Raw genomic sequence first — 23930 nt, forward strand, 5'->3', positions numbered from 1 at the left:
TCACGCTTTGTCTTCGCCGATCAGCACTTTCGTTTCCGTGAGGTACTTGTGGGGCGGCACTGGCAAGTTGGTGGGCGCCGGCATGCTCTTGAAGACACGACCGGCAAGGTCGAACATCGAGCCGTGGCAGGGACACAAGTAACCGCCCACCCAGTCCGCACTGATGCCGCTTGCTTCACCCCGTTGAAATTTCGCCGACGGTGAGCATCCGAGGTGGGTGCACACCCCTTCGACGATCAGGAATTCTGGTTTGATCGAGCGGTGCTCATTCTTTGCGTAGGAGGGCTGGATCGATTTTTCCGAATCGGGGTCGGCAAGCTTTTCGCGCACCGCTTTGAGCGACTCGAGCATTTCAGGGGTGCGGTGCAACACCCAGATGGGTTTCCCACGCCATTCGACGACGATCATCTCGCCCGGCGGCACTTTCGAAATGTCGACCTCAACCGGCGCACCCGCCGCTTTGGCGCGCTCGGAAGGGGCAAAACTGGCGACGAACGGCGCAGCGAGCGCGACCGCGCCTGCGCCGCCGACAACCGACGTTGCGACCAGCAGTTGCCGGCGATTGTCGTCCAGCGGCTCGGCAGTATGTGTCATCGTTTTCTCCTCGGATGCCCAAATCTAGCCGATTATAGCGCTGCTCGAAACGGAAACCAACCCACACCAAACAAGAATGATGATTCAGATCAACTTTGTTGATTGGTAAGGACGCGCCGATCGTGCCAAGCATAGGCGATCGTCGCCGGATCGGCGTATTCCAGCTCTCCCCCAACGGGTACCCCGCGCGCCAAACGGGTGATGGTGCAGGTGGGCACGGCTGCGGCGATGCGCTCGGCCAACCATTGGGCGGTTGCCTCTCCTTCGGCGGTGAAATTGGTCGCAAGCACCACCTCCTTCACTTCCGGTCGCGCGATCCGCGCAAGCAGTTTCTCGATACCCAACGCTTTGGGGCCGATCCCGTCGAGCGGCGACAGCCGCCCCATCAACACGTAATAACACCCCTGAAAGACGTGCGCGGCGTCAAACGCCTCGAGGTCCGCCGGGGTTTCGACCACGCAGACGACGCTCCGGTCGCGCGCAGGGTCTGCACATCGCGCGCAGACCGGCGTTTCGGAAAAGGTGTTGCATTCGGCGCAATGCACCAGCACCTCTGCCGCGCGCGCCAACGCCCGCGCAAGCCGTTTTGCGGCAGCGCGATCGTGGTTGAGGAGATGGTGCGCCAGCCGCTGCGCGCTGCGTGGCCCCAAGCCGGGGAGCCGCTTCAGCGCGTCGATCAGTTCATTGAGTGCTTGGCTCATCCGCCACCGCTCCCGACGGCGTTACGGTACCAAAACGGCAAGGCGGCGTCAAAACGGTAGGTTCATGCCCGGCGGCAAGGGCAGCCCAGCGGTGACCTCCCCCATTTTCTCTTGCACCGTGGCTTCGGCGCGGCGGACCGCGTCGTTGAACGCTGCGGCGATGAGGTCTTCGAGCATCTCGCGATCCTCAAGCACCGATGGGTCGATCGCGACACGCCGCACGTCGTGTTTACAGGTCATCACCACCTTGACCAACCCAGCGCCCGACTGCCCTTCGACCTCGGTCTGCGCGAGCTCCTCTTGGATCTTTTGGATCTTTTCCTGCATTTTCTGCGCTTGGCGCATCAGACCCGAAATGGCCGCTTTGTTGAACATCGTCTTTTCCTCTCTGCATAACCACCGCGATTATCCCTCAACAAAGCGTTCTGGCCACTGCACCGCGTCGGGGTCGATCTCCAACCCGAGCCGTTCGCAGAGCACCTGAACGCCGGGGTGCTGGGATGCCTGTTCCAGTATCCGTCGCTTGCGTTCCGCCCAGTGCGCCGCCTCTTCTTTCGCCGGAGTGCGGGCGACGTCGGCAGCAGCTTCGAACCGCAGACGCCGCTGCCATTGGCTGGGCGCTGCGGCAGCGACCGCATTCGCGACGCGCTGGGTCAATTCCGGCTTGGCCTTCAACCAATGGTGCGCGGGTGCGTCGACCGCCATCGTCCAGGTTGTGCCGTCGTCGGCGACCACGGCACAATGCGACGCGAGCGTTTGCGCAAGCCCATCCAGTTCGAGGCGGGGATAGAGGTCGAGCCACGCGCGGTTTGCCGCGCTGCTTTCCGCTGCTGGTTCCGCAGCGTCATGTTGCCGCGGCGCCGTCTTCTGCGGTGGCGGCGCCGGGCGGAAAGGCTTTGGGGGCTCGATGCGCTCCTCATCCGGTCGGGCGACCGCAGGCGCCGCGACGCGTGCCGGTGGCGCTGGGGGCGACAGCGGCTGCGACGCCACCGGTTCTGGCGCCGGCCCTGTGCGCACGGGCTGCGCCGTCGGTTGCGATTGCGGCGCGAACGCAAAGAGGCGCAGGAGCGCCATTTCGAGCCCCGTTCGTTCGTCGGGCGCAAGCGGCAAATCGCGCCGCCCATGTACGACGATCTGGTACGCCAACTGCACGAACTCCGGATCCCATTCGTGCGCAAGCGCTTCCAGACGCGCGTCTTCGAGCGGCGCGCCGCCGAATTGCCGGCGGGCGACACGGTGGATGAGTTGCGCAAGCGTCGCCAGCACCGTATCCACCGCGACGCTTGCTTCCGCAAGCTGCGCTACGAGCGTGAGGTAGCGGTCGTTCGCGTGCGCGGCCAACGCTGCAAGGAGTTCGATCAACACCGTTTCACTCACCAAGCCGAGCATTTCGCTCACCGCGGCTTCGCTCACGGTACCGGCGCCATAGGCGATGGCTTGATCGAGCAGCGACAGCGCGTCGCGCATCGAACCCCGCGCCGCTTGGCCGATCCGTTGCAGCGCCGCCGGTTCGAACGGAATCGCTTCCGCAGTGAGGATGGTGGCCGCGCGGCTTGCGATCTGGGCCGCAGAAAGGGCGCGCAAGTTGAACTGCAAGCAGCGCGAGAGCACCGTGACCGGGATTTTTTGCGGGTCGGTGGTCGCGAGCACGAACTTCACATGCTCGGGCGGCTCTTCGAGTGTTTTCAGCATCGCGTTGAACGCATGCCCCGTGAGCATGTGCACTTCGTCGATCATGTAGACTTTGTAGCGGCCGGTAACAGGCGCGTAGGTGGCTTGCTCGAGGAGCGCCGCCATTTCGTCGACGCCGCGGTTGGAGGCCGCGTCCATTTCGACGTAATCGGGATAGCGGTCGGCGTCGATCGCTTCGCACGCCGCGCACGCGTTACACGGCTCGGCACCCACGCCGCGCTCGCAGTTGAGCGCTTTGGCCAGGATCCGACTGATCGTGGTTTTCCCGACACCGCGCGTACCGGTAAAAAGGTAGGCGTGGTGCAAGCGCCCAGTGGTCAGCGCATGGGTGAGCGCACGGACAACGTGATCTTGACCGACGAGGGCGGAGAAATCACGGGGGCGCCATTTACGCGCCAGGGCCAATTGGGTCATAAGCGATCATCGAGTCAGACGGCGAGCCGAACCCCCGGCACTGGCAGGATGTGGTTAGGGCTGCTGCCTCCCGGCCCTGACCCGGTTCCCACGCTGCCATGCGGGGCGACCCGCCGCAAAGTGAATCATATCACGCCTTGCGCGCGGTTGGGTTGGTATCGCTTTCGGTATCCGCTGCTGCTTCCGCAGCAGGGGGTTGGGATGCCGTCCGCTCCTCTTCGGATGCCGCGGTGTTCGCCTCCGCTGCGTTTTCCAGGCCGTGCGAAACGGGGAACGCCGCATTCGGCGCACTCTCCCACGGCAACGCCAGCCGCTCCGGTGGCAGAAGGGTTTCCGCAGCGACGACCCGCGCCCGCACCGGGTCGCGTTGCATCAGCTGCGCATAGTGACCTTTGGCTTTGCCCCAGAGGCGTAGCCCCAAGGTCAAACGCAGCAGCGCTTCGTGCAGGACGGGATCCGTTTCGTTCTCACCGAGCCAGCGCTCCAGAAGGTCGAGCCAAGCCGGTTCCGCTGGAAGCAACGGCAAGAGCTCGGCGACGACTTCGGTAGCGTAGCGCCGGCGTAAGAAGGTTTCGGCTAGCCGCAGCGCCTCTGCCGTTTCCCCCTCGCGGCGCAACGCGCGAATCACCGCCGCGACAAGCGCAGGCAATTGCCGCTCCTCTTTGGGTTGCGACTCCCACCACGCCTCGAAGGTGCGGCCGCAACGCAACGCGTCTAAAAGTAGCGCCGGATAGGCTTTTACCGCCACCGCCAAGAATTCCGGTGCGGGCAATGCATCATGACGGCGCAGTTTGCGCGCCGCCTCGAGCGCCATTTCCCAGCGCTCGAGCAGTACTCCCGCTTCCAAGCGCAACCGCTCGCGGACGGAGGGCGCAACCTTTCCGCCCCGTTCAAGCGCCGCCAGCGCCGCTTCCAACCGATCGATGCGGCGAAAAACCAAACCGAAACGGGCTTCCAACACCTGCCGCACCGCCAGCCAGTCGCCGGCATCCGGAATCCGCGCCAACGCATTTTCGGCGCGCGCTTCGTCACGTACGGCCAACGCCGCTTCGCACGCTGCCGTCGCTACCGCTGCAGCGCCCTGCTTGAGCCGGTACGCACGGTCGAGGGCTTTGAAGCTCATTTTGGGTTTGCCGAGTTCCCATCCCACGACCGCCATTTCCAGCGCATCGAGCGCACGCTGCAAGCGACGACGCTCCCGCCAGTGGCGAACCGAAGCCGGGGTGCCAATGATCCGCGCCACCAATCTGAGCACGCCGTACCCCACGAAGAGGAACAGCAGTGCCAGCAAGACAAGCAGCTGGCTCGAGAGCTGAAAACGGTAGGGCGGAAACACCGCGACGACGTAGCCATCCAACGTCTGGAACCAAAGTGCAAACGCCACCGCTGCAACCGCGGCGATCAAGACAGCAAGGACGGTTCGCATTGCAGTCACTCCTTGCCAATGGGTTGCATCTCAGGCGCTGCCAGGCGCGTCTCGATTTCCGAGAGCGCTTTGAGCGAACGCGCCAACGTGGGCCGTTCGGCATGGACGCGTTCGGCTTTGAGCGCGGCGATCGCCGCTTGCGCGGCCTGGGTGGCGGGCGCGTTCGGGTCGAAGTAACGCGCAAGCGCTTTTTCCAGTTTTGCCAACGCCGTTTGGTACGCCGTTTCGTCGCCCCGTTGCGCGGCAACGCGCGCGGCGGCGATCCAGGTAGTGATGTTGAGCTGCAGCGTGGTCGCCGCTTCGGGCGAAAGGAGTTCCGGCGCGGTGGCGTCCAACCGTTCCAACCGCAGCCAGTCGGCCCACTCTTGGCCAACCGCGCGACCGAACGCGACCACTGTCGCCCATGCCCGCTGGTACCACGGCGCGGAGGCGTCAGCGGTATCCGCTACTTTGTGCTTGGGATCGACCTCGGCAAGATAGGCGAACGGGGCATTGGCGATCGCGTCGTCGAGCGCAGCGAGTTTGGCCAAAATGCCGTCGAGATCGACGCGCGGCGCTGCCTGCACCGCAAGCAGGTCGGCTTCGACGGCTTCGCGCAAGCCGCGCAAAAGCGGCCGATCTGCTTCTTTGAGCCGAGCGGCAAGGGTGGCAAGCGCCCCTTGCGCGGCGTTCACATTGCCATCCCACGCGAGCTGCCGTTGCGCGAACGCCAGGGCTTCCCCTGCTTCGACGACCCAGCGCCGATCCCCGAGTTTCGCCAAAGCTTCGGTCATTTCGGCCGCGCTTTTTGCGATGCCTTGCAGGCGATCGAGCGCCGCTTCGTCGCGTGCCAGCCGCTCGCGCGTCTCGATGAACGCCGCTTCGAGTTGGCGCCATTGCTCTTTGAGTGCGGTGATTTGGGCGTCGACCTCAACGATAGCGGCGACCTGCTGCTGGACGGTTCGCAAATCGGTCTTCTGGGTCTCGACTTTATCGGACACGTAGGTGACGTAGCTGTGCACCCTTTCAAGCATCCGTTTGACGAGATAAAAGGTGAGTCCGTTTCCACCCAACGCTACGAGGAGCGCTGCCGTGCCGAGCCACACGCCTGCCCGAGACGCGTTGTTGGCCTGAGGCGAACGCGTTTCGGGTTGTACGGGTGTCTGCTCCGGTTGCACTGCGCCATCGGACGCCGCTGCACGCGCGGTGTCCGCGGGGGCAGACGGTTCCGTTTCCGCACCCGCCCCGGGTGACGCGGATTGTTCTTCGACAACCTCCGTGCGATTCGTCTCCGCGGCGTTTTCGCTGACGGACTCCTGCTGGCTGTCCTTACTGTCCTTGCTGTCCTTGTCTTTGAGCGTTTCCGCCTCGTCCGTCCTTGCGCGCTTATCGGAACGCGCGCGTGGGTTCCCTTTTTGCGTCATTGCACCTTCTCCCGCGAATAACATTCCTGTAGCGTCGCCACCAACGCGTCGTCTCCCGGACGCGGCGCCGTGACGACGTGCCGCCACCCCAACGTCTGCAGCGCCTCAGCGACGCGGGGATGGTTGGCGACCGCCAAGAGGCGTTCACGCACCTTTTCGAAGCGTTCCGCGCCCATCGCCTCGGGCAATCCCCGCGCTGCTTCACTGCTGGTGATAAGGAGCGCCGCAATCCGCCCTTGTGCGTACGGTTCCCAATGGTGCGGCAGCCAGCGCGCGACGCGTCGGCGGTAACAGATCCATTCGTGCACCTCCGCGCCCCGGGCTCTGAGCGCTTCGGTCAGCAGACCGCGCCCCCCTTCTCCTTTGACGATGAGAAGCGACTGCCCGGCAACGCGCTCGGGTTGCGTCCACGACGCAGCCAACACGGTTTCGCTGTCGGCGCCATCCACAGGGTACCACACATCGGGGAAACCGAGCGCCCGCAATGCAGCGGCGCTGCCCGCGCCAACTGTGGCAACGGGCGGCCCCGGTGGCCAGGGGCGGTGCATACGGATGGCTGGCACCGCGATCTGCGCCGCGTTGGCGCTGACGAAAAAGACCCAAAGATAGCCGTCGAGCGCCTCGGCCCACTGGCGAGCCGCTTCCTCGGTGACCGTCGGCTCGATAGCCAAGAGCGGCGCGACGATCGGCTCCCAGCCGTGCGCGCGCAGGAGTGTGCTCAGCCGCTCGGTTTGCGCAAGCGGCCGCGTGACCCAGACGGCGGGCTTTTCTGCCACAATCGCCATGTTTTGCGCTGTGGTCACGACCCCAATCCAGCTTGGGCGTTGCACGCGAGCCGCGCAACGAGCGCTTCTGCCCCTTCTGCGATCAACTGCTCCGCCAAGTGCAGTCCGAGCGTTTCGGCCTCGGCGAATGCGCCTTGCATTTCGCCGCGGAAAATTTCGCTGCCATCCGGTTCGGCAACCAAACCGCGCAGCCAAATCTGCCCGTCTGACGGGGTTGCGTACGCTGCAATCGGCACCTCACAACTGCCCCCCAGCCGACGCGCGAACGCCCGCTCGGCGAGGACGCACGCCGCCGTTTCGGGGTCGTGCAGCGGCGCGAGCCATTCGGCGACATCGGGTCGATCGGTCAACACTTCGATACCCAACGCCCCCTGGCCCGCTGCCGGGAGCATCTCAGCCACCGGCAACACGCTGCGAATGCGCGCCCAGAGCCCCAACCGCTTCAACCCTGCCGACGCCAAGATGATCGCGTCGTACTGCCCTTCATCGAGTTTGCGCAACCGCGTATCGAGGTTGCCCCGCAGCGGTTCGACGCTCAGATAGGGGTATTGCGCGATCAACTGCGCCTGACGGCGCAGCGACGAGGTGCCCACCACTGCGCCCGGCGGCAAATCGTCGAGCGAAGCGTAGCGGTTCGAAACGAAGGCATCCTCCGGAATTTCCCGCGGTAAGATCGCTGCAAGACGGAAAGGGTCACCGAGCACCATCGGCACGTCTTTCATCGAATGGACCGCAAGGTCGGCACGACGCTCGAGGAGCGCCACCTCGAGCTCCTTGACGAAAAGCCCCTTTCCGCCGATTTTCGCAAGCGGACGGTCGAGAATCTGGTCACCGCGCGTTGTCATTCCCAAGAGTTCGACCGTACAATCGGGATACAATCGTTGCAACAGACTCTGGACATGGCGCGCTTGCCAGAGCGCCAAGCGGCTTTCCCGGGTTGCGATCACCAAACGGGACGGAGTACCATGATGCGGCATCGTTGTTCCTTTTTCGTGGCGCGTTGGCGTCAGGGCGCACCAGCGTTACGGCACCTCCTGTTCGGAACCCTGACGTCCTTGCTTTTTTTGATTGTATCACCCGCGTTCGCCGCGCCAACCGAACCCATCTCCAAGACGCACACGGAAATACCGCCCGCTACCGACCTTGCCGCGGACGGTGCCTGGTCGAAAACCACCCGCAAACCCATTCTGCTTTACTTCGAACGCCGCGAATGTCCTTATTGTGTCCGCGCACAACGCTATCTGGAAAGCGTCGCACAGAGCCGCCGCGACCGCGCTCGTTTTCGTCGCATCGAAGCCGACCGCGCCGACCTCCCGCTGATCGATTTTCAAGGCAACCCCACGCACCATGCCGCATTCGCGCGGGTGATGAAAGGGACGCTCACGCCAACGGTGGTGGTGGTGGATGGCGACGGCAAGCCCTTGGCACCGCCGCTCATCGGGCTTCCGGATGAGTCGTTCTACAGCTACTATTTGGAACAATTGATCGAAGACGGCGAAGCGCAGCTCCAGCACGCTGCAAACCGCTGATTCAGGAAACCTCAAATGAACGACCTCCGTACCGAAAAAGACGCACCACTGCGCGCCGAAATCCGCGAGCTGGGAAAACGCCTGGGCGACACGATCCGCACCGAACATGGCGAAGCGATCTTTTCCTTGGTCGAAGCGATCCGTCAAGCGTCGGTAGCGATCCACCGTGGCGATACGGATCCCACTTCGCTCGAAACGCTTCTGCATGGGATGACACGGGACGAGGCGATCGTCGTGATTCGCGCCTTCACCCTCTTTTCCCATCTGGCGAACATCGCCGAAGACCAGCACCATCTGCGACGCGCCCGCGCGCACGCGATCGCCGGTTCGCCAGCGAAAGAAGGATCGTTGGCGCATGCCGTCGCGGCGCTCGAACGCGCAGGGGTTTCCCGAACGGCGCTCACGCAGTTTCTGGCCACAGCGTGCGTGCGCCCCGTTCTGACCGCCCACCCCACCGAAGTGCAGCGCCAAGCGGTGCTTGCGCGTGAACAGGAGATCGCGCATTGGCTCGCTGAGCGCGATCGCGTCGCGCTCACCCCCGAAGAGCGTGCCGAGGTGGATGCGGCAATCACCCGGGCGATCCGCACCCTGTGGCTCACCCGCTTGATTCGTCCGACGCGCATTTCGGTGCTCGACGAAGCGAACAACGTCCTCAACTACTTCCGCAGCACCTTCTTGCCGCAATTGCCCAAACTCTACCGCCGGTTGGCGCGGCTCGTCGGCCGCTGGGCTGAGACCCCTTTCCTGCAGATCGGTTCGTGGGTGGGCGGCGATCGTGACGGGAATCCCTTTGTCACCGCCGAGGTGTTGCGCGCGACGGTCATTCGCAACGCCGCGGCTGCGCTCGAATATTACCTCGACGCGGTCCACCGACTCGGCGGGACACTGCCGCTTGCTGCTGGCCTGTCGCCTGTCACGCCCGAACTCGACGCGCTGGCCGAACAAGCGGGTTCGCCCTCTCCGCACCGCGCCGACGAGCGCTACCGTCTGGCGTTGATCGCGATCTACGCACGCCTGGCCGCAACCTACCAGCAACTGGTTGGACATCTGCCGCGGCGCCTTCCGAGCGTCGAACTGCCGCCTTATCCGTCGGCAGAAGCCTTCGCCGCCGATTTGGAAACGATTCACGGTTCACTCACCGCCGCAGGGCTTAGCGAAATCGCCGACGGGGCACTGGCGGAGCTGCGCACCGCGGTTCGCGTCTTCGGGTTTCATTTGGCGCACCTCGACCTGCGGCAAAACAGCGCCGTGCACGAAGCGGTGATCGCCGAACTCATCGCGGCGGCGCACCCTGGTGTCGACTACCGGCGCCTACCCGAAGCGGAGCGGGTGGCGCTGCTGCGTAGGGAACTCGCGACTGCACGGCCGCTCACCAACCCCGACTGGTCCTACAGCGCGACCACGCAGAGCGAACTCGACATTTTCCGCACCGCGCGCTGGGCGCACGACACCATCGGGCCGCGCGTGATCGAACAGTACGTGATCTCGAAGACCGACGCCGTCTCCGATATCCTGGAAGTGGCGATGCTCCTCAAAGAAGTGGGGCTGCTGCAGCCGTGGCGCAACCATTTGGCCGTCGATATCGTCCCGCTCTTCGAAACGATCGCCGACCTGGAGGCGGCGCCGCAAATCCTGCGTGACCTCTACGCGCTTCCCGAATACCGTGCGTGGGTTGCCGCGCGCGGTAACCGGCAAGAGATCATGCTGGGCTATTCCGATTCGAACAAGGACGGCGGCTTCGTCACTGCGAACTGGGCGCTCTACCGCGCACAACAAACCCTGGTGGCAACGGCGGAGCAGATCGGGATCACGCTGCGCCTCTTCCACGGCCGCGGCGGATCGGTGGGGCGCGGCGGTGGCCCCAGCTACCAGGCGATCTTGGCACAACCCAAAGGGGCGGTAGCAGGGCAACTGAAATTGACCGAACAGGGAGAGGTGATCGCGGCGAAATATGCGAATCCGGAGCTCGGGCAGCGCAACCTGGAAGTCTTGGTCGCCGCAACCATCGAAGCGTCGCTCTTGGGTAAGGACGGCTCGGCGCCCGATCCCCGTTTCGAAACGGTGATGGCCGAACTCTCCGACCACGCGTTTCGCGCCTACCGTGCGCTTGTCTACGAGACCGAAGGGTTCGAGACCTTCTTCTGGGAAGCGACGGTGATCGAGGAGATCGCGCACCTCAACATCGGGTCGCGCCCCGCGTCGCGCACCAAGAGCCGGAACATCGAAGACCTGCGCGCGATTCCCTGGGTCTTCTCCTGGTCGCAAGCGCGGATCATGCTGCCTGGCTGGTACGGTTTTGGCAGCGCCGTCGAAACGTGGGTAAATGAAGCGGAACAGGCCGGCGAAACGGCAGCGGCGCGTATTGCGCTATTGCAGCGCATGGCGCGCGAATGGAGCTTCTTCACCGCGATGCTCCACAACATGGACATGGTGCTGGGCAAGAGCGACCTGGCAATTGCGGAACGGTACGTGGCACTCGTGCGCGACCAAGCACTTGCCCAGTCGATCTTTGCGCGGATTCGCGACGAATGGAGCCGCACCGTCCGCTGGCTCCTCACCCTCACCGGGCAACGCGAACTGCTCGACAGCAACCCGCTCCTCAAACGCTCGGTCCAGAACCGCTTCCCCTATATCGACCCGCTGCACCTGGTGCAAGTGGAGCTGCTGCGCCGTCACCGCGCGGGCGAAGACGATCCGCGGCTGCGTCTTGGGATCCACCTCTCGATCAACGGGATTGCCGCGGGGCTCAGAAACAGCGGGTGACCTCTGCCCCGTTTTCTTGATGCCGATCAAGGCAAGAGCGGCGCAAACCTGCTACGCTTCTTTTATTGCATCCCACAGGAAGAGGCACTTTGCCGTGCAGTCAGGAACGTTGGAACTCGCCTGCCCTGCGGGCAACGCGGCGATGTTGCGCGCCGCAGTCGAAGCGGGCGCTGACGCGGTCTATTTAGGGCTGAAAAACGCAACGAACGCACGCCATTTCCCTGGGCTCAACTTTTCCCCCGACGAACTGGGAGCGAGTATTGCCTGGGCACAACAACGCGGTGTTCGCGTCTTTTTGGCGATCAACACCTACCCGAAAGAGCACAACTGCAGTGAATGGCATCGTGCGATCGATCACGCTGCCGCGCTCGGTGTCGACGCCCTCATTCTCGCTGACCTCGGCTTGATGGCCTATGCGCGGGAGCGTTTCCCAGAACTGCGCTTGCACGCCTCGGTTCAGGCTTCGGCCACTTCGGCGCCGGCATTGCAACTCTTGGCACGCCGCTTTGGCATCGTTCGAGCCGTCCTCCCAAGAGTCCTCAGTATCGATCAAGTCCAGCAGGTGGCACGAGACGCCGCACCGCTCGAAATCGAGGTCTTTGGTTTTGGCGGACTCTGCATCATGGTGGAAGGGCGTTGTTCGTTGTCGAGCTACGCAACCGGAGAGGCCCCCAATCATCAAGGCGCCTGCTCGCCGGCACGTTTCGTCTCGTGGGAAGAGAAAGAAAACGGGATGGAGGCTCGCCTCAACGGCTTTTTGATCGACCGTTACGCACCTGACGAACCCGCGGGTTATCCCACCTTGTGCAAAGGACGCTTTCGCGTCGACGGGGAAATCGGATACGCGCTTGAATCCCCAACGAGCCTCAACACGCTCGACCTGCTCCCGCAGTTGAAGCAGTGTGGTGTCCGCGCGATCAAAATCGAAGGGCGCCAACGAAGCGTCGCTTATGTCCGCACCGTCACCCAAGTCTGGCGGCGTGCGATCGATGCGCTGACCGCAAACCCGGAGCGTTACACGGTTCAAACCGAATGGCAGAACGAACTGGCACGCATCAGCGAAGGAAACCAGACAACGCTGGGCCCTTATAGCCGTCCGTGGAAATGACGATGGAAATCGCGCTTGCGCCCCTTCCCTATTTCTGGACCAAACAGGCGACATTCGAATTTTATGCGCGAATTGCCGAAACCGCAGTCGATCGCGTCTATCTGGGCGAAATCGTCTGTCCGCGGCGGCAAACGCTCAAAGTTGCCGATTGGCTCGCCATCGCCACCCTGTTGCGCGATGCAGGCAAAACAGTGGTTCTTTCGGGATACACCCTGATCGAATCGACCAGCCAGATCAAGTGGTTACGAAAACTGTGTGATGCCGGCTGGCCGCTGGAAGCCAACGATCTCACCATGGTTGCGCTCCTGGAAGCGGCCAATATCTCCGATTGGACGGCTGGCGCGCAGCTCAACATCTACCACGGAGACACCTTGCGTACCTTTGCTGCGATGGGTGCGAGCCGTTGGGTACCCCACCACGAATTGAGTCGCGAAGACCTATCGCACTTGGTACCACTTGCCCATTCACTGGGCATGACCACCGAAATTACCGTCTGGGGACCCTTAGCGCTCGCTCACTCATCGCGCTGCTTCACCGCACGCCGGTACGGGCGCCCCAAAGACGACTGCGGGTTCCTGTGTCAACAATGGCCCGAAGGGCTCCTGATCGAAACGCAGGAAGGGGATCACTTTCTTCGTATGAACGGTGTCCAGACCCAGTCGGCGCGTTGGTGGTCACTTCTTGACCGACTCGACGAAGTGTGCGCGCTGGCCGACGCCGTTCGGATCGTGCCCAACCTCAACGACACGATAGCGGCGATCGAAGCGGTTGCCGCATGGCGCGACGCCACTCCCACTCCAGACGCACAATGGATCGACCCGCAACGGTGCTGTAATGGTTACTGGTTTGGCAAAGCAGGACATGAATGGATCGTCGATCATGGCTGACCCGAATCGACCGCGCGCCCCGTTTTTCTCGTTACTTGCCCGGCTGCCGCGTTATCCGGCGAATGCGCTTTTTTGCCATGCGCTCAACCGTCACCTGTTGCCCTTTCTCACCCCGGAAACGCGTCGTGCGCTATGGGATCAACCGGTCCGCCTCATCATCACCGATTTTCCCTGGCAATTCGATTTCGCCCTAGCGCCTTTCGGGTTTCGTCCCCTCACCGGCGCCATACCCCCGCGCGTTACCTTTGCCGCGCCGCTCGCGGTCTATTGCGCGCTCATCGCGCAAGAAGAAGACAGCGATACACTCTTTTTTCAGCGTCGACTTCGGGTCAGTGGTGACACGGCGTTGGGGCTCTTCATCAAAAACACCTTGGATGCATTGCCGCGCGAAGCAGTGCCCGCCCTCTTCTTTTCACTCTACCCCAAATGCAAACCGTGGTTGACGACCCCATAAGGGTCACCACCGGAATCGCGAGTAGAGATCTGCGAAGCGCAACACCTCACCACTATTGGCCTCAGCCAACGTCCGAGCCGCTTGCTCCGTCGCGCACGCGGCCGGCTCCGGACGCCCCATCGGACCGATGATTTTCGGTGACCAGACAAACCACGCGGCATCTGCAGCAACCCAAGACGCCGTCTCGCTGCAATAATCACGCAACCAAATGGCCGCGGCAACGCGACGATCTTCCGCAATCCCCTTTTCTTGTCGCAACCACTGGTCATGGATCACCAAATCACGCGGCGCGTCGTAAAAATCGACCCGGCCCGCACTGTCGATTCGCTGCGCCGCCCACCGTGGGTAACGCGCCGGATACATTCCGCAGATCGGGCAACGCGCCTCATCTGGAATCGAGCGGGGCGCCAGAGGATTTGGACCGTCCCGCTCAGGATCGTACGGACGTGGCGGGGTTCGCGCCTCAAGGTCGGTTTCACAATGCGCCCCCTCCTCCTCCGCTTTCTGCGTTGCGCGTTCGGCCTGAAAGTGGTACGCCCACAATCCCGCAGCTGCAGCGCTCACCACCGACGCTAACGTGATCACCACCTCACGCCGTCTATGGCTCGCTTCTTTCCCCGCCACCGCGAATCACTCCGGAGAATACACAGCGTTCACGACTCGGACAAAATTGGTTTCCGGCAACGCGGTAACCGAAGTGAGCGTATCGGCGACAACCGAACCATCAGCCCCATGATGGTGCGGTTGCCCCCCTCCTTGCGCATGCGGGGCGGTATCGATACGCCCTTGCACGTCAGAGTCGGTCTGCCATACGAAACTGTACGCATCGGGCGCCGCGTAGCGCACCCAAAGTGTTGTACCGTTACGGAGCGTGCAACGAAGGCAATCGAGCATCCGCTCCCACTTGATGACGCCGAGTTCGTCTCGATCCGCTTCCGCCAGGTACGCCGCGATGGCGTCCAGAGGCAAAATTTCCAAATCGGTAGGTTCAACCACTTCGCCTTGCGCTACACGCAATTTTTCCGCCAATTGCCGCCTCGCCTGCTCCCATTGCTTCGTCAGGACGACTGCGCTGAGGTAACGCTCCCACCCCTCGTGGGCCAAAGCAGGTTCGAGCTGGGAAAAGCGCGCATACCATTCGGCAAGCTCAACAACCCCTTCGGCTTCCAACAACGCCTTGGCTGCAGTGCGGCAACGGTACACCAACAGCGACAATGCGTCGATCTCTTGCGCCAGCGGAGCAGGAATACCCCGATAAAAATCATCGAACGCCATACGAGCTCCTTACATTTTGTCGTCGTGCAGCGCCGCGCCGTCGAGACGAACGTCCTCGGCTGTCACCTCGGCAAATGTTTTCACCGCCCCACCATACTTCCGGGCAAACGCCTCCGCATCGGCACGGTTGGCGAAACTGACTGCCGTGGGCCCCATTGAACCGAGGCGTGAAGAGCCGAAAACATAGAATGCACTTCGTGCTTCAATCCACTGACCACGAGGCCGCTCCCAATCTGCCTTCGCCATATCCTGAACGAATGCGCCCGCAATCGATTTCACCGTCTCCTGTGCTAACAACGTATGGAGCAATTCGACCGTATCGCAGAACCAAGCGACTCGGCCATCGGCAAAAATCAATTGACCTTTAGGACCGGGAAAATCGGCAAGATACATCCCGTCGAGCACGCAGGCGTCGCCTTCCGAAAAATCCTTCGGTGCCGCATTTCCGGCGCTATCGGAAGAGCATGCAGTTAGCAACCCCACCGATAGCAATACGGTTCCCCAGAACTCCAGCCACTGCCGCGCATTTCGAACACTCATCGCAACTCCTTACCATCACGGCGAAAACGGCGAATCGCCAACGCAAGGGGTCCAACCGTCCACCCCAATAGCGCCACTGCCAACCAAAAGGGCTGCTGCGCCACCACCGAGGGAAAAAGTTCAGATACCCCTCGTAACGCTTGAACGTTCCCGATCGACGCCAATCCCCAGATACGGAAAAGATCCGCGGGGTTGAGCAGCATGACCCAAGGTAACCAACGCCCGGCAGGATGGACACTCAACGCCACCATCGCTGCGAGCAAGATCAGATCGAAGACCAAAATGAGCGCAAACCACACCGCAATTGCTGCCCCAGACGCGCGACTGCGATCGCGCGCCCAAGTCGACAACCAGATCGCAATCGCTAGGAAGTCGAGACCGAGTAGGATGCATCCGAGCGCGAACTGGGTCCATACACTCCACACCGACCACCCCAAGCGAAAAGCCAAAACGATCCCCGCCGCACCCAATCCAACCCCGGTTGCCGCCACCAGCGCCGCGCCCAACCCGAGAAACTTGCCGACGACGATCGCCCATTTCGAAATGGGCAACGACAACAAAAGTTCGAGCGTCCCCCGCTCGCGCTCCCCCACCACGGCGTCGTACCCCAACACCAGCGCGATCAGGGGCACCAGAAAGATGGCCAAACTGGTCAGGCTGGCGATCGCCGCCTCGATATTGCGAATCCCAACAGCGCCTTGCGCAGCCCCGCCCAAGAAGGCGATTGCCAGAGAAAACAGCGCGAAAACGATCGCCACCACCCATACCCAGCGACTTCGGACGCGGTCACGGAACTCTTTCCGCGCGATCGCCAGAAGGACCCCATTCATGCCGCCTCCTCTTCTGCTTGTCTCGTCTGCTCTTTTAGCGCCAGCGCAAAGAAGACCTCTTCGAGCGTCGCCTCGCGCCATGCCCAATCGCGCCAATGTGCGCGCTGCTCAAGGAGCCACGCCAGCGCGCTCTCTTTCTTCTCGCTTGGCCAGAGAAACCAGACACCCGTTTCCGTCCGTTCGTCAACCGTCACCCCGAGTCGTTCTGCCGTCGCAATCAGCACCGAAACAGAAGATGCATTCTGCGCTTGAACCAACAACCGGGCAGGCAACGCCGCTTGTTTTCGGAGTTCGAAGACTGAGCCCACTGCAACCAAACGCCCTTCCGCAAGAATAGCGATGCGATCGGCACGCAGTTCGATCTCGGCAAGGATGTGTGAGGAAACGATCACCGTCGTTCCCCGCGCTTGCCAACGATCGACCAGTTGATAGAAGTCCCGTACCCCCATCGGGTCAAGACCGGTGGTGGGTTCATCCAGGAAGAGGAGCTTAGGTTCGCCTAGCAGCGCTTGTGCCAACCCCAGTCGTTGCCGCATTCCTTTGGAAAACCCCCGCACGGGTTGTTTCGCAACCCGCAACAACCCCACCTCGTCAAGCCGCGCGGCGATTTCGCGCGCGTCCACAACCACCCCTTTGAGTTCGGCAAAATAGCGTAACGTTTCTTCCGCTGTGAGATTGTCGTAGAGCACCACCTGTTCGGGCAAATAGCCGATCATTCGCCGCACGGCACGTTGGGTGGCATCGTCCCTGCCCGTCACCGGTTCGCCAAAGAGCGTGATCGTTCCGGCGCTCGGGGGCAACAGACTCAACATCATGCGAAAGAGCGTGCTCTTCCCTGCGCCGTTGTGGCCGATGAGTGCGAAACGCTCTTGGCGGTTCACCGTAAAAGAGACGTCGGCCACCGCCACTTTCGTACCGAAACGGCGCACAACGCGTTCGACACGGACGACGACGTCATCGCATTTGGTGGAATCGGCGGCCATACCACGCTGCTCCTTGTTGATGGATCGGTTTGAGGTGCGGTTTGGGATCGATCACCGTTGGGGCTTTCAAAATCGGGAATTGCGCGCTGACGTAGCGAATCAATTCCAACGCAGGCGAAGAGAACAGTACCTGCGCCAACGGGTAGCGCCACAGCAGACGATCGACGACGCCTACTGCTTCGTAAGGCACGTCCCCGATGCCATCGCCGTCCCGATCCCACCCAACGTATTGGCTCCAATAGTTGCCCGCTTTCTCCCCCCACACCAAATTGCGCGTTCCAGCGTAACGGATGTTCTGCGCATTGCCGATGAAGTCGTTGTGCTCGACCTGGTTGAACGTAAACCCCGCGGAGACGTGCGCCCCCACCTGGTTATCCACCACGACATTGTCACGGATTACCGAATAGTTGGTGTTGTAAATGAAAAAACCTCGGGCGTTGCCGGCGGTAACGTTCCCTTCGACTACCCCGTTTTGCAAGGTGCGCAACATGATGCCGATATCGGAATTTCCCCAGACTCGGTTGTTGCGCACCACCTGATCGCGGACCTCCATTAACGCAAAACCGGTTCGCGTGAAGAACACCTCGTTCTCTTCCCACACGTTGCGGTAAGAGTTCATATAATGGGTGCCATAACGCAAATGGTGCAGCCGGTTACGGCGAAAAAGCGCGTCGTGCGAGACATCGACGTAGATTCCGTCGCGAACGAACGAAATGTCGTTGCCGATGATCTGTGCATGTTGCGCGTTGTAGAGTTGGATCCCGTTGCCGCGTTTTGGGGAGAGAAAATCGCGTTTGCCGGTGATCACATTCCCTTCGATCCGAACGTAATCGGCCTTCTCGACATAGACGCCGAAAGTGACATAGCTGAACACATTGTTGCGAATCACCGCACGGTGCGCGCCGGGGTGTACTCGGATGCCCGAGTGTTCCGCCTGGACGTCACCGCCCGAATTGCGAATGATGAACCCCTCGACCGAGACATCCGGAGCAGTGATTTCGATCACGTGCCCTTGAAGGCCGCCGTCGATCACCGTTCGGCGGCCAACTGCACGCAAAACCAGCGGTTTGGTGATACGTAATGGCCCCCGATAGACGCCAGGTGCCACACAGATCACGCTTCCCGCAGGGGCCTCTTCCAGTGCCTGTTGTAATGCGGCGTCATCCGCGACGAAACGTTCGGTTGGGGAAGACTCTGCGCGTGGCGCCTCCCGAGGCGCTGAAAATGCTTGCGTCGCCTCTCCACCTGCCACGACCGCACACCCGAAAAGCACCAGGAACACCCCCCAACGGGCGTGTGGTCGCGACTCGAAACGGGACCAATGTGCGCTCAACCCGTCCCTCACAACCAACGCACCGCCCAAAAGAGCACCGCGCCGATCAAGAGATTCTTGAAGCCGACGTACGCCAAGAGATCGAGCCAGTCCGCACGCCGAAAACGGCTTCCCCACCACGGCCCGTCCTTCACGTAGGGTTTGCTACGTAGCCGCACCAGAAGTTCGACCGCACTCCACGCAACCCACCACGCGATGAGCCACGGCGACGCGATTCGGCCCACTGCCCCCATCAACCACGCCAATGTCACCCAGAGCGCAAAAAGCATCGTCGCCCAACGCCACATCTGGGGCAGCGCGTCTCGGTGCCACGGCCAGAGATGGTCCCACGCCTCGGCAACCCACCGCTGCCACCCCGTCCGCGCCAGGAACGGAGGCGTCACCGGTTCCGTCAAACAGTTCGGATCCAGCGTCTGTTTTGCGTGCGCTGCTGCCATCATCGTTGCCCCCTTCTGCGCGCTCACCCTTCTTGCTTCACCGCAACGGGTTGGATGGGAATAAAATAACCATCTTTCCCAACCGGCGTCAGCGGCAACCCGAGTTTTTCCCGCCGCTTCCGTTCTGCGGCCAACGGCGGGCAAGCATGGGGATCATGGTACAGTACCATGCAATCCAGGCAAAGCATGCATTCACGGTGGTCGATTCGGCCAACCGCATCGATCGCCAACGACCCACAGCCACGCGCACAGGCCGTGCATTGCGTGCATTCCGCCTTCCGACGCAATCCGAACCACCGGAACGTCGTTGGCAACGCCAGCGCAGCACCCAGCGGGCAGAGATATTTGCAGAAAGGTCGCTCCATGAAGAGGGAAAGCCCAAGGAGTACCGAGGCATAAGCGGCAAAGAGTCCTCCCCGCTCCAGGATTCCCACCAAGAATGTCGTTTTGAACGGCTCCACTTCCGCCAACTTCTCGGCAAGCGGCATCGAAAACGCGGATACGGTGAGCAAGAACAGGAAAATGCCGTATTTCAGATTTTTCAACCGCAGGTGCCAACGCATTGGTAGTTGAAATTGAAACCGTTTCAACCCAACCCGTTGCGCCACTTTGAAAAGCAATTCCGAAAGCGAACCGAACGGACAAGCCCAGCCGCAGAACAGGCCGCGCCCCCAGACGAAAACCGTGACGACGATGAAAATCCAGAACAGGAAAATGAAGGGATCGGTGAGAAACAGCTCCCAGCGCCACTCGGTCAACAAACTATGGAACCACGTCAATACCTGGGTGATTGACGGTTGCGCCAGTAGGTGCCAACCGAAGAAGAAGACGCTGATCAGCCAAAAGGCGTACTTGAACCCATCGACAGGCCATTTCCGTTTGCGGGTCGCTTGGGCAGTCAGACGATCACGCGCCGCGTAAACCCCTGCCATTGCCAGCAATGTCGCGACGAACAGACCGATCTCCACCGTCCGGGTTTTCCAGAAACGCATCCAGCTCGCCTCGGGTTTGGGCAACTCCGGTCGCCCCCCCTCCAGCATCGATTCCGGCAACCAATAGCTCTGCCCAAAACTCACGTACTCACGATGACCGGTCAGTTTGTCGACGATTCGGTTCCCAAGAAACACGAACTCCCACGGATAGGCAGCCGAAAAAGCTGGATCACGGACGATGAAAATCCCCGATTCGTCGAAAACCGGCGTTCCCTCTGCGACCAGATCGTAAAGTGGCACGTAGTCGAGATCGCGGAACGTGAACACATCACCCAATTGGCGCAACTGGATCCGATCGAACACGCCCCCTCGAACGAATCCCGATCCTTTGAACGATTCGCTACCAGCGGTTCGAATGACGAAAATCGCATTTTCACCTGGTTTGAGCCGTGCCATCAGGCTTTCCCAACCCGCTTCTCCCAACAGACTTTTCCCGACGTCGGGATGGTCGAGCAACCCGAACCGCACTTCGAGCGCGGGCGTTTCACCTGGTTTCGCATCACCCGCTGCCCCTGCTGCTGCGTTCATGCTTGACGGGGTATCCCAACCGAGGTCAGAAGGATAGACTCGTAACGTGTGTACCAGCCCCAGCTGCTCGAGTTCATACCAAGAATAGCGTTTCCCGGTGGTCACGAAATGCGCTTCTGGGCGCTCCACCTGGGTGATCAAGCCAACCTGGCGGCCAACCGCACGCGCCACCGCACGCACGATCTGGTTTTGCACCACCACCGTGACCGTGGCTCCAGAGAGGCCATCGATCCCGATCGCATTACCGCTTTCGTCTTCAACCTTACCGATCTCGATACGCTTGGTGATCGGTTTCCCGGTGTATTGTTCGTTGAATGCGATCAATTTCTCTTCTGGAATACCCAAAAGCAGGATCGGTTCCGAATGGTTGAGTAATGCCACCCGCGCAAATCGACCATCACGCGTGATGCCGATCAGGGAAATCATGGTTTTCCCGGAATAGGCGGGAATTTTGGTGACGTCGGTGGAAAGCGCAATATAGCCCAGTAATTGCTTTTTGCCCCCTTCGTCACGCCACGCTTCGACATAGGGGGGATTTCCCATGCGCTGCGAAAAACGATTCGCTTCAGGAAAGACCGCGTTGCAGGGTGCGTAAGCGCAGAGGTCGGGAGCAGAAAAGAGCGCGACAGGCAATTGTGCTTGGTAGAGTTTGGCGTTCGGTGCTGCTGCTACTGTGGCAGCAACCAGCCAAACGAGCAGCGCCCCGAACCCATGCACGAAACGATAGCGACCAACCACGATTGTCTCCTGTTGGGGGAAACGCGCGCTGCCCCTCGAAAGGGCAGCGCATCTGTCAATGCAGAACCGTCACGCCGGACGGACGATCATCCGTGAACGCATCTCCAAGTGGAGCGCATGGCAGAAGTGGGTGCAATAACACCAGAAAACGCCGGGTTTGTCTGCGATGAACGTGACCGACCGGGTCTCTTGCGGGTTGACAATGAAGTTGATGTCGTATTCGGGAATCGCGAAACCGTGCGTGAGGTCTTCGACGATATCCATATTGGTGACGATGATCGTGACTTCGTCGCCAACCTTCACTTCGAACTCGCGCAATTGGTACTGCGGCGCGTATGCAGCGACCTTCACCGTCACCTTGTTGCCCTCGCGGAACACACCCGAGTCTTCGACCCGTTTCAACGCCAGCGGGTGTTCGTCGAGCTTACCCACTTGTTGCGTCCGAATGCGGTCTCGGCGCACGATGATGAAATCGTGCGGTTCGGGATAAGTGGGATGATCGGCCAGAAGCTTCATCTTTTCGCTGCGGATGTCGATGAGCTGTTCGTTTTCCGGATGGAGAGGCCCCACCGGCAAGAAACGGTCTTTTGAGAACTTACACCCCGTGAGGAGGAACTGACCGTCGGCCTCTTTCGTCTCACCCATCGATGCGTTGAGATGCCCAGGCTGATAATGGACGTCGACGCGGTCAATCACGTACTGCACCGACTTGTCACCTTGGTAGTAGCGGATCGCTTTGTCAATATTCCATTTAACGATCTGGCTGTCGAGAAAGAGCGTGGTATAGGCATTCCCCCGCCCGTCGAAAGTGGTATGCAGCGGCCCCAACCCCACTTCCACTTCGGCAACCACTGCTTTGCGAATATCGTCGAGTTTGCCATCGAACCAGTCGGCTACTTTCGCCACTTCGATCACAGTGACCGTCGGTGAAAGTTTCCCGGAGCAGACCATGTACTTCCCATCCGGGCTCGCATTGACTCCGTGCGGATTCTTTGGAACCGGCACATAAGCGGTAAGCGCCGTCTTCGGATCCTGGTTGGCCGCCCGCGTTCCATCAACTACCGGTACTTTCGAATTGCCGATCGTAAAATATTTCCCTTCTTTGATCGCCTTTTCGATCCGTGCGATATCGAAGAAGACGCAGGCATCGACTTCACGCGCCATCATCTCTTCATAACGGACGCCGTTTTCAGTGTTGTACTGGTTCGCGCACGCGAAACGCCCGTCGAACGATGTGGCAACCAGATCCATGTTACCGTCGACTTTGCACTGCCAGCGCACTTCCATCGTCTCGGCGTCGACGCAGGTAAAGAGCGCGAAGTATTTCGATGGATCGTCAAGATCACGTCCATCGTTAGGTTGCGGAATATGGAATTCACATCCACAGAAGACTCGGGTGGTGTAGTTGATTTTCGGGTCGACCGGATCCCGTTTATCCGGGAAAATTCCGTGGAACCCTTGAATATTCGGGATCTTGGTGATCTTGTCGACTTCGAAACGATCACCTCGAATGCGCGCGATTCGCCCATGAGTTTTGTCGTTTACCCAAAAATATTTCCCGTCGTAGGTACCATCTTTATAAGAACCATGGACGTGGTGGGTGTCCCCAGTCTTGAACAGCAAAGAACCGTCTGGTTTGGTCCCGATGATCGCCTTACTCTCGTTGGTGATGCCCCAGCCACTCATACAGTCAATGTTGAAGACCGGGATACGTTTAATCTCGCGGCCACTGGGCAATCCCAATATCCTAACTTCCCCTGAGTGACCCCCCGACCAGATCCCATAGTAGGTATCGAGCTCACCAGGCTTCATGTGGACCTTGAGTTCGTCCCCTTCTTTAGTCGCTGCTACGGCCTCACGGCTAGAGGTTGTCGTAACCACCACACCTGCCGACAAACCTGCGCCTGCTAAACCGGCCAACGCCGCCGCGCCCAAGAAACCACGCCGCCGTTCGTCAACGACCATTTCTCTCTCTTTAGGTTTCATCGCTTCGCTCCTTGCCAATGGAAACAGCGAAAGCATCATAGTAAAAGACTTGATTTTTTACCTTGATCTCTGTCAATTTTTCGTACCCGATCAAAGCATAAATTTCTGAAAAATCATTAGATTACTTTTTAAACCTGATCTATATCAAGATCACGAAAACCAGATTCTTGATCTAGCGCAAATGATGATCATCCAAACAACCAAAGCCTCGACGGGCATTGGACAGATGAGGTAGTTTCCTTGGAATTTTTTTGGGGAGTGCAGAGGTGGTCCCCGCTTACCGGGTGAACCTCCCGCGACTCAAAGAATTGAACTACTTGCGGAAGGCTATTCAGTCTCGCTTTCCACCGCCACGACGGTGCGCTGGCGTTTGCTGAATTCAATCCCCACCAGGTGCACCGGCACCCCTTGGCCGCGGTACTTTTCGGCATAGCCTTTGGCACGAAGTTGCGCAAGCGCTGCTCCTTCGGGTTTGTCCGCAACCACTTTGAATTCGAACAGATAGATCCGCTCCGGGAGCTTCACCGTAAGA

Annotated in this window: 23 protein-coding genes and 1 other RNA gene; 5 read left to right on the forward strand and 19 right to left on the reverse strand. The window is 60.8% G+C overall.

The genetic code is table 11. The features are described 5' to 3' along the window. The 9 genes from petA to hemC form a co-directional block, all read right to left on the reverse strand. The gene (gene petA, locus KUL93_RS06620) at window positions 1-594 is read right to left on the reverse strand and encodes a ubiquinol-cytochrome c reductase iron-sulfur subunit (RefSeq protein ID WP_217126285.1); all 594 of its coding nucleotides are present in this window, start codon (window positions 592-594) and stop codon (window positions 1-3) included. Window positions 595-683: 89 nt separating this feature from the next. Then, on the reverse strand, window positions 684-1295 hold the full coding sequence (gene recR / locus KUL93_RS06625; protein ID WP_217126286.1) for a recombination mediator RecR: 612 nt from the start codon (window positions 1293-1295) through the stop codon (window positions 684-686). A gap of 48 nt (window positions 1296-1343) precedes the next feature. After that, window positions 1344-1670 carry a YbaB/EbfC family nucleoid-associated protein gene (locus tag KUL93_RS06630; RefSeq protein WP_217126287.1) on the reverse strand — a complete coding sequence of 109 codons (327 nt, stop codon included), beginning with the start codon at window positions 1668-1670 and terminating at the stop codon, window positions 1344-1346. A gap of 30 nt (window positions 1671-1700) precedes the next feature. Further along, window positions 1701-3401: a DNA polymerase III subunit gamma/tau gene (dnaX, locus tag KUL93_RS06635; RefSeq protein WP_217126288.1), complete on the reverse strand. Its 1701-nt coding sequence runs from the start codon at window positions 3399-3401 to the stop codon at window positions 1701-1703. 17 nt (window positions 3402-3418) lie between these two features. Next, window positions 3419-3516: signal recognition particle sRNA small type (gene ffs / locus KUL93_RS06640), an RNA gene on the reverse strand. Window positions 3517-3531: 15 nt separating this feature from the next. Beyond that, window positions 3532-4827 (reverse strand): heme biosynthesis protein HemY, encoded by a 1296-nt coding sequence (locus KUL93_RS06645; RefSeq protein ID WP_217126289.1) that lies wholly within the window; start codon window positions 4825-4827, stop codon window positions 3532-3534. A 5-nt stretch (window positions 4828-4832) separates the two neighbouring features. Beyond that, a complete protein-coding gene (locus tag KUL93_RS06650; protein WP_217126290.1) occupies window positions 4833-6230 on the reverse strand; it encodes a uroporphyrinogen-III C-methyltransferase in 1398 nt (465 codons plus the stop codon). Next, a complete protein-coding gene (locus tag KUL93_RS06655) occupies window positions 6227-7033 on the reverse strand; it encodes a uroporphyrinogen-III synthase (protein WP_217126291.1) in 807 nt (268 codons plus the stop codon). The genes KUL93_RS06650 and KUL93_RS06655 overlap by 4 nt, the downstream gene beginning before the upstream one ends. After that, window positions 7030-7992, reverse strand: a complete 963-nt coding sequence (gene hemC, locus KUL93_RS06660; RefSeq protein ID WP_217126292.1) for a hydroxymethylbilane synthase — start codon at window positions 7990-7992, stop codon at window positions 7030-7032. Before hemC ends, KUL93_RS06655 begins: the two co-directional genes overlap by 4 nt. On the opposite strand from hemC, the gene KUL93_RS06665 reads away from it, so the two are divergent. The 5 genes from KUL93_RS06665 to ubiT all read left to right on the forward strand — a co-directional run bounded on the left by KUL93_RS06665 (window position 7981) and on the right by ubiT (window position 13756). Next, on the forward strand, window positions 7981-8544 hold the full coding sequence (locus KUL93_RS06665) for a thioredoxin family protein (RefSeq protein WP_217126293.1): 564 nt from the start codon (window positions 7981-7983) through the stop codon (window positions 8542-8544). The two genes, hemC and KUL93_RS06665, sit on opposite strands and share 12 nt — an antisense overlap. 15 nt (window positions 8545-8559) lie before the next feature. Then, window positions 8560-11307: a phosphoenolpyruvate carboxylase gene (gene ppc, locus KUL93_RS06670; protein WP_217126294.1), complete on the forward strand. Its 2748-nt coding sequence runs from the start codon at window positions 8560-8562 to the stop codon at window positions 11305-11307. Between the two features lie 109 nt (window positions 11308-11416). Further along, the gene (gene ubiU, locus KUL93_RS06675) at window positions 11417-12415 is read left to right on the forward strand and encodes a ubiquinone anaerobic biosynthesis protein UbiU (RefSeq protein WP_430408205.1); all 999 of its coding nucleotides are present in this window, start codon (window positions 11417-11419) and stop codon (window positions 12413-12415) included. Beyond that, window positions 12412-13302 (forward strand): U32 family peptidase, encoded by an 891-nt coding sequence (locus tag KUL93_RS06680; RefSeq protein WP_217126296.1) that lies wholly within the window; start codon window positions 12412-12414, stop codon window positions 13300-13302. The genes ubiU and KUL93_RS06680 overlap by 4 nt, the downstream gene beginning before the upstream one ends. Further along, window positions 13295-13756 (forward strand): ubiquinone anaerobic biosynthesis accessory factor UbiT, encoded by a 462-nt coding sequence (ubiT, locus tag KUL93_RS06685; protein ID WP_217126297.1) that lies wholly within the window; start codon window positions 13295-13297, stop codon window positions 13754-13756. Before KUL93_RS06680 ends, ubiT begins: the two co-directional genes overlap by 8 nt. 3 nt (window positions 13757-13759) lie before the next feature. On the opposite strand, the gene KUL93_RS11435 is transcribed toward ubiT, so the two are convergent. The 10 genes from KUL93_RS11435 to KUL93_RS06735 form a co-directional block, all read right to left on the reverse strand. Then, entirely contained in the window at window positions 13760-14341 is a 582-nt protein-coding gene (locus tag KUL93_RS11435) for a nitrous oxide reductase accessory protein NosL (protein ID WP_217126298.1), read from the reverse strand. A gap of 45 nt (window positions 14342-14386) precedes the next feature. Next, the gene (locus KUL93_RS06695; RefSeq protein ID WP_217126299.1) at window positions 14387-15031 is read right to left on the reverse strand and encodes a hypothetical protein; all 645 of its coding nucleotides are present in this window, start codon (window positions 15029-15031) and stop codon (window positions 14387-14389) included. A gap of 9 nt (window positions 15032-15040) precedes the next feature. After that, the gene (locus KUL93_RS06700; RefSeq protein ID WP_217126300.1) at window positions 15041-15571 is read right to left on the reverse strand and encodes a nitrous oxide reductase accessory protein NosL; all 531 of its coding nucleotides are present in this window, start codon (window positions 15569-15571) and stop codon (window positions 15041-15043) included. After that, entirely contained in the window at window positions 15568-16401 is an 834-nt protein-coding gene (locus KUL93_RS06705; RefSeq protein WP_217126301.1) for an ABC transporter permease, read from the reverse strand. The genes KUL93_RS06700 and KUL93_RS06705 overlap by 4 nt, the downstream gene beginning before the upstream one ends. Next, window positions 16398-17384, reverse strand: a complete 987-nt coding sequence (locus KUL93_RS06710) for an ABC transporter ATP-binding protein (protein WP_217126302.1) — start codon at window positions 17382-17384, stop codon at window positions 16398-16400. Before KUL93_RS06710 ends, KUL93_RS06705 begins: the two co-directional genes overlap by 4 nt. After that, the gene (locus tag KUL93_RS06715; protein ID WP_217126303.1) at window positions 17356-18717 is read right to left on the reverse strand and encodes a nitrous oxide reductase family maturation protein NosD; all 1362 of its coding nucleotides are present in this window, start codon (window positions 18715-18717) and stop codon (window positions 17356-17358) included. Before KUL93_RS06715 ends, KUL93_RS06710 begins: the two co-directional genes overlap by 29 nt. An 8-nt stretch (window positions 18718-18725) precedes the next feature. Beyond that, window positions 18726-19157 carry a hypothetical protein gene (locus tag KUL93_RS06720; protein WP_217126304.1) on the reverse strand — a complete coding sequence of 144 codons (432 nt, stop codon included), beginning with the start codon at window positions 19155-19157 and terminating at the stop codon, window positions 18726-18728. A gap of 20 nt (window positions 19158-19177) precedes the next feature. After that, window positions 19178-21412: a 4Fe-4S binding protein gene (locus KUL93_RS11710; protein WP_217126305.1), complete on the reverse strand. Its 2235-nt coding sequence runs from the start codon at window positions 21410-21412 to the stop codon at window positions 19178-19180. A gap of 69 nt (window positions 21413-21481) precedes the next feature. Further along, complete coding sequence (nosZ, locus tag KUL93_RS06730; protein ID WP_217126306.1) at window positions 21482-23398, reverse strand: TAT-dependent nitrous-oxide reductase; 1917 nt, start codon at window positions 23396-23398, stop codon at window positions 21482-21484. A gap of 327 nt (window positions 23399-23725) precedes the next feature. Beyond that, the coding region (locus KUL93_RS06735; protein WP_217126307.1) for a PD-(D/E)XK nuclease domain-containing protein at window positions 23726-23930 on the reverse strand (205 nt) is incomplete at its 5' end.

Origin of the sequence: Hydrogenophilus thiooxidans (assembly GCF_019049855.1) — a bacterium.
Taxonomy (GTDB): domain Bacteria; phylum Pseudomonadota; class Gammaproteobacteria; order Burkholderiales; family Rhodocyclaceae; genus Hydrogenophilus; species Hydrogenophilus thiooxidans.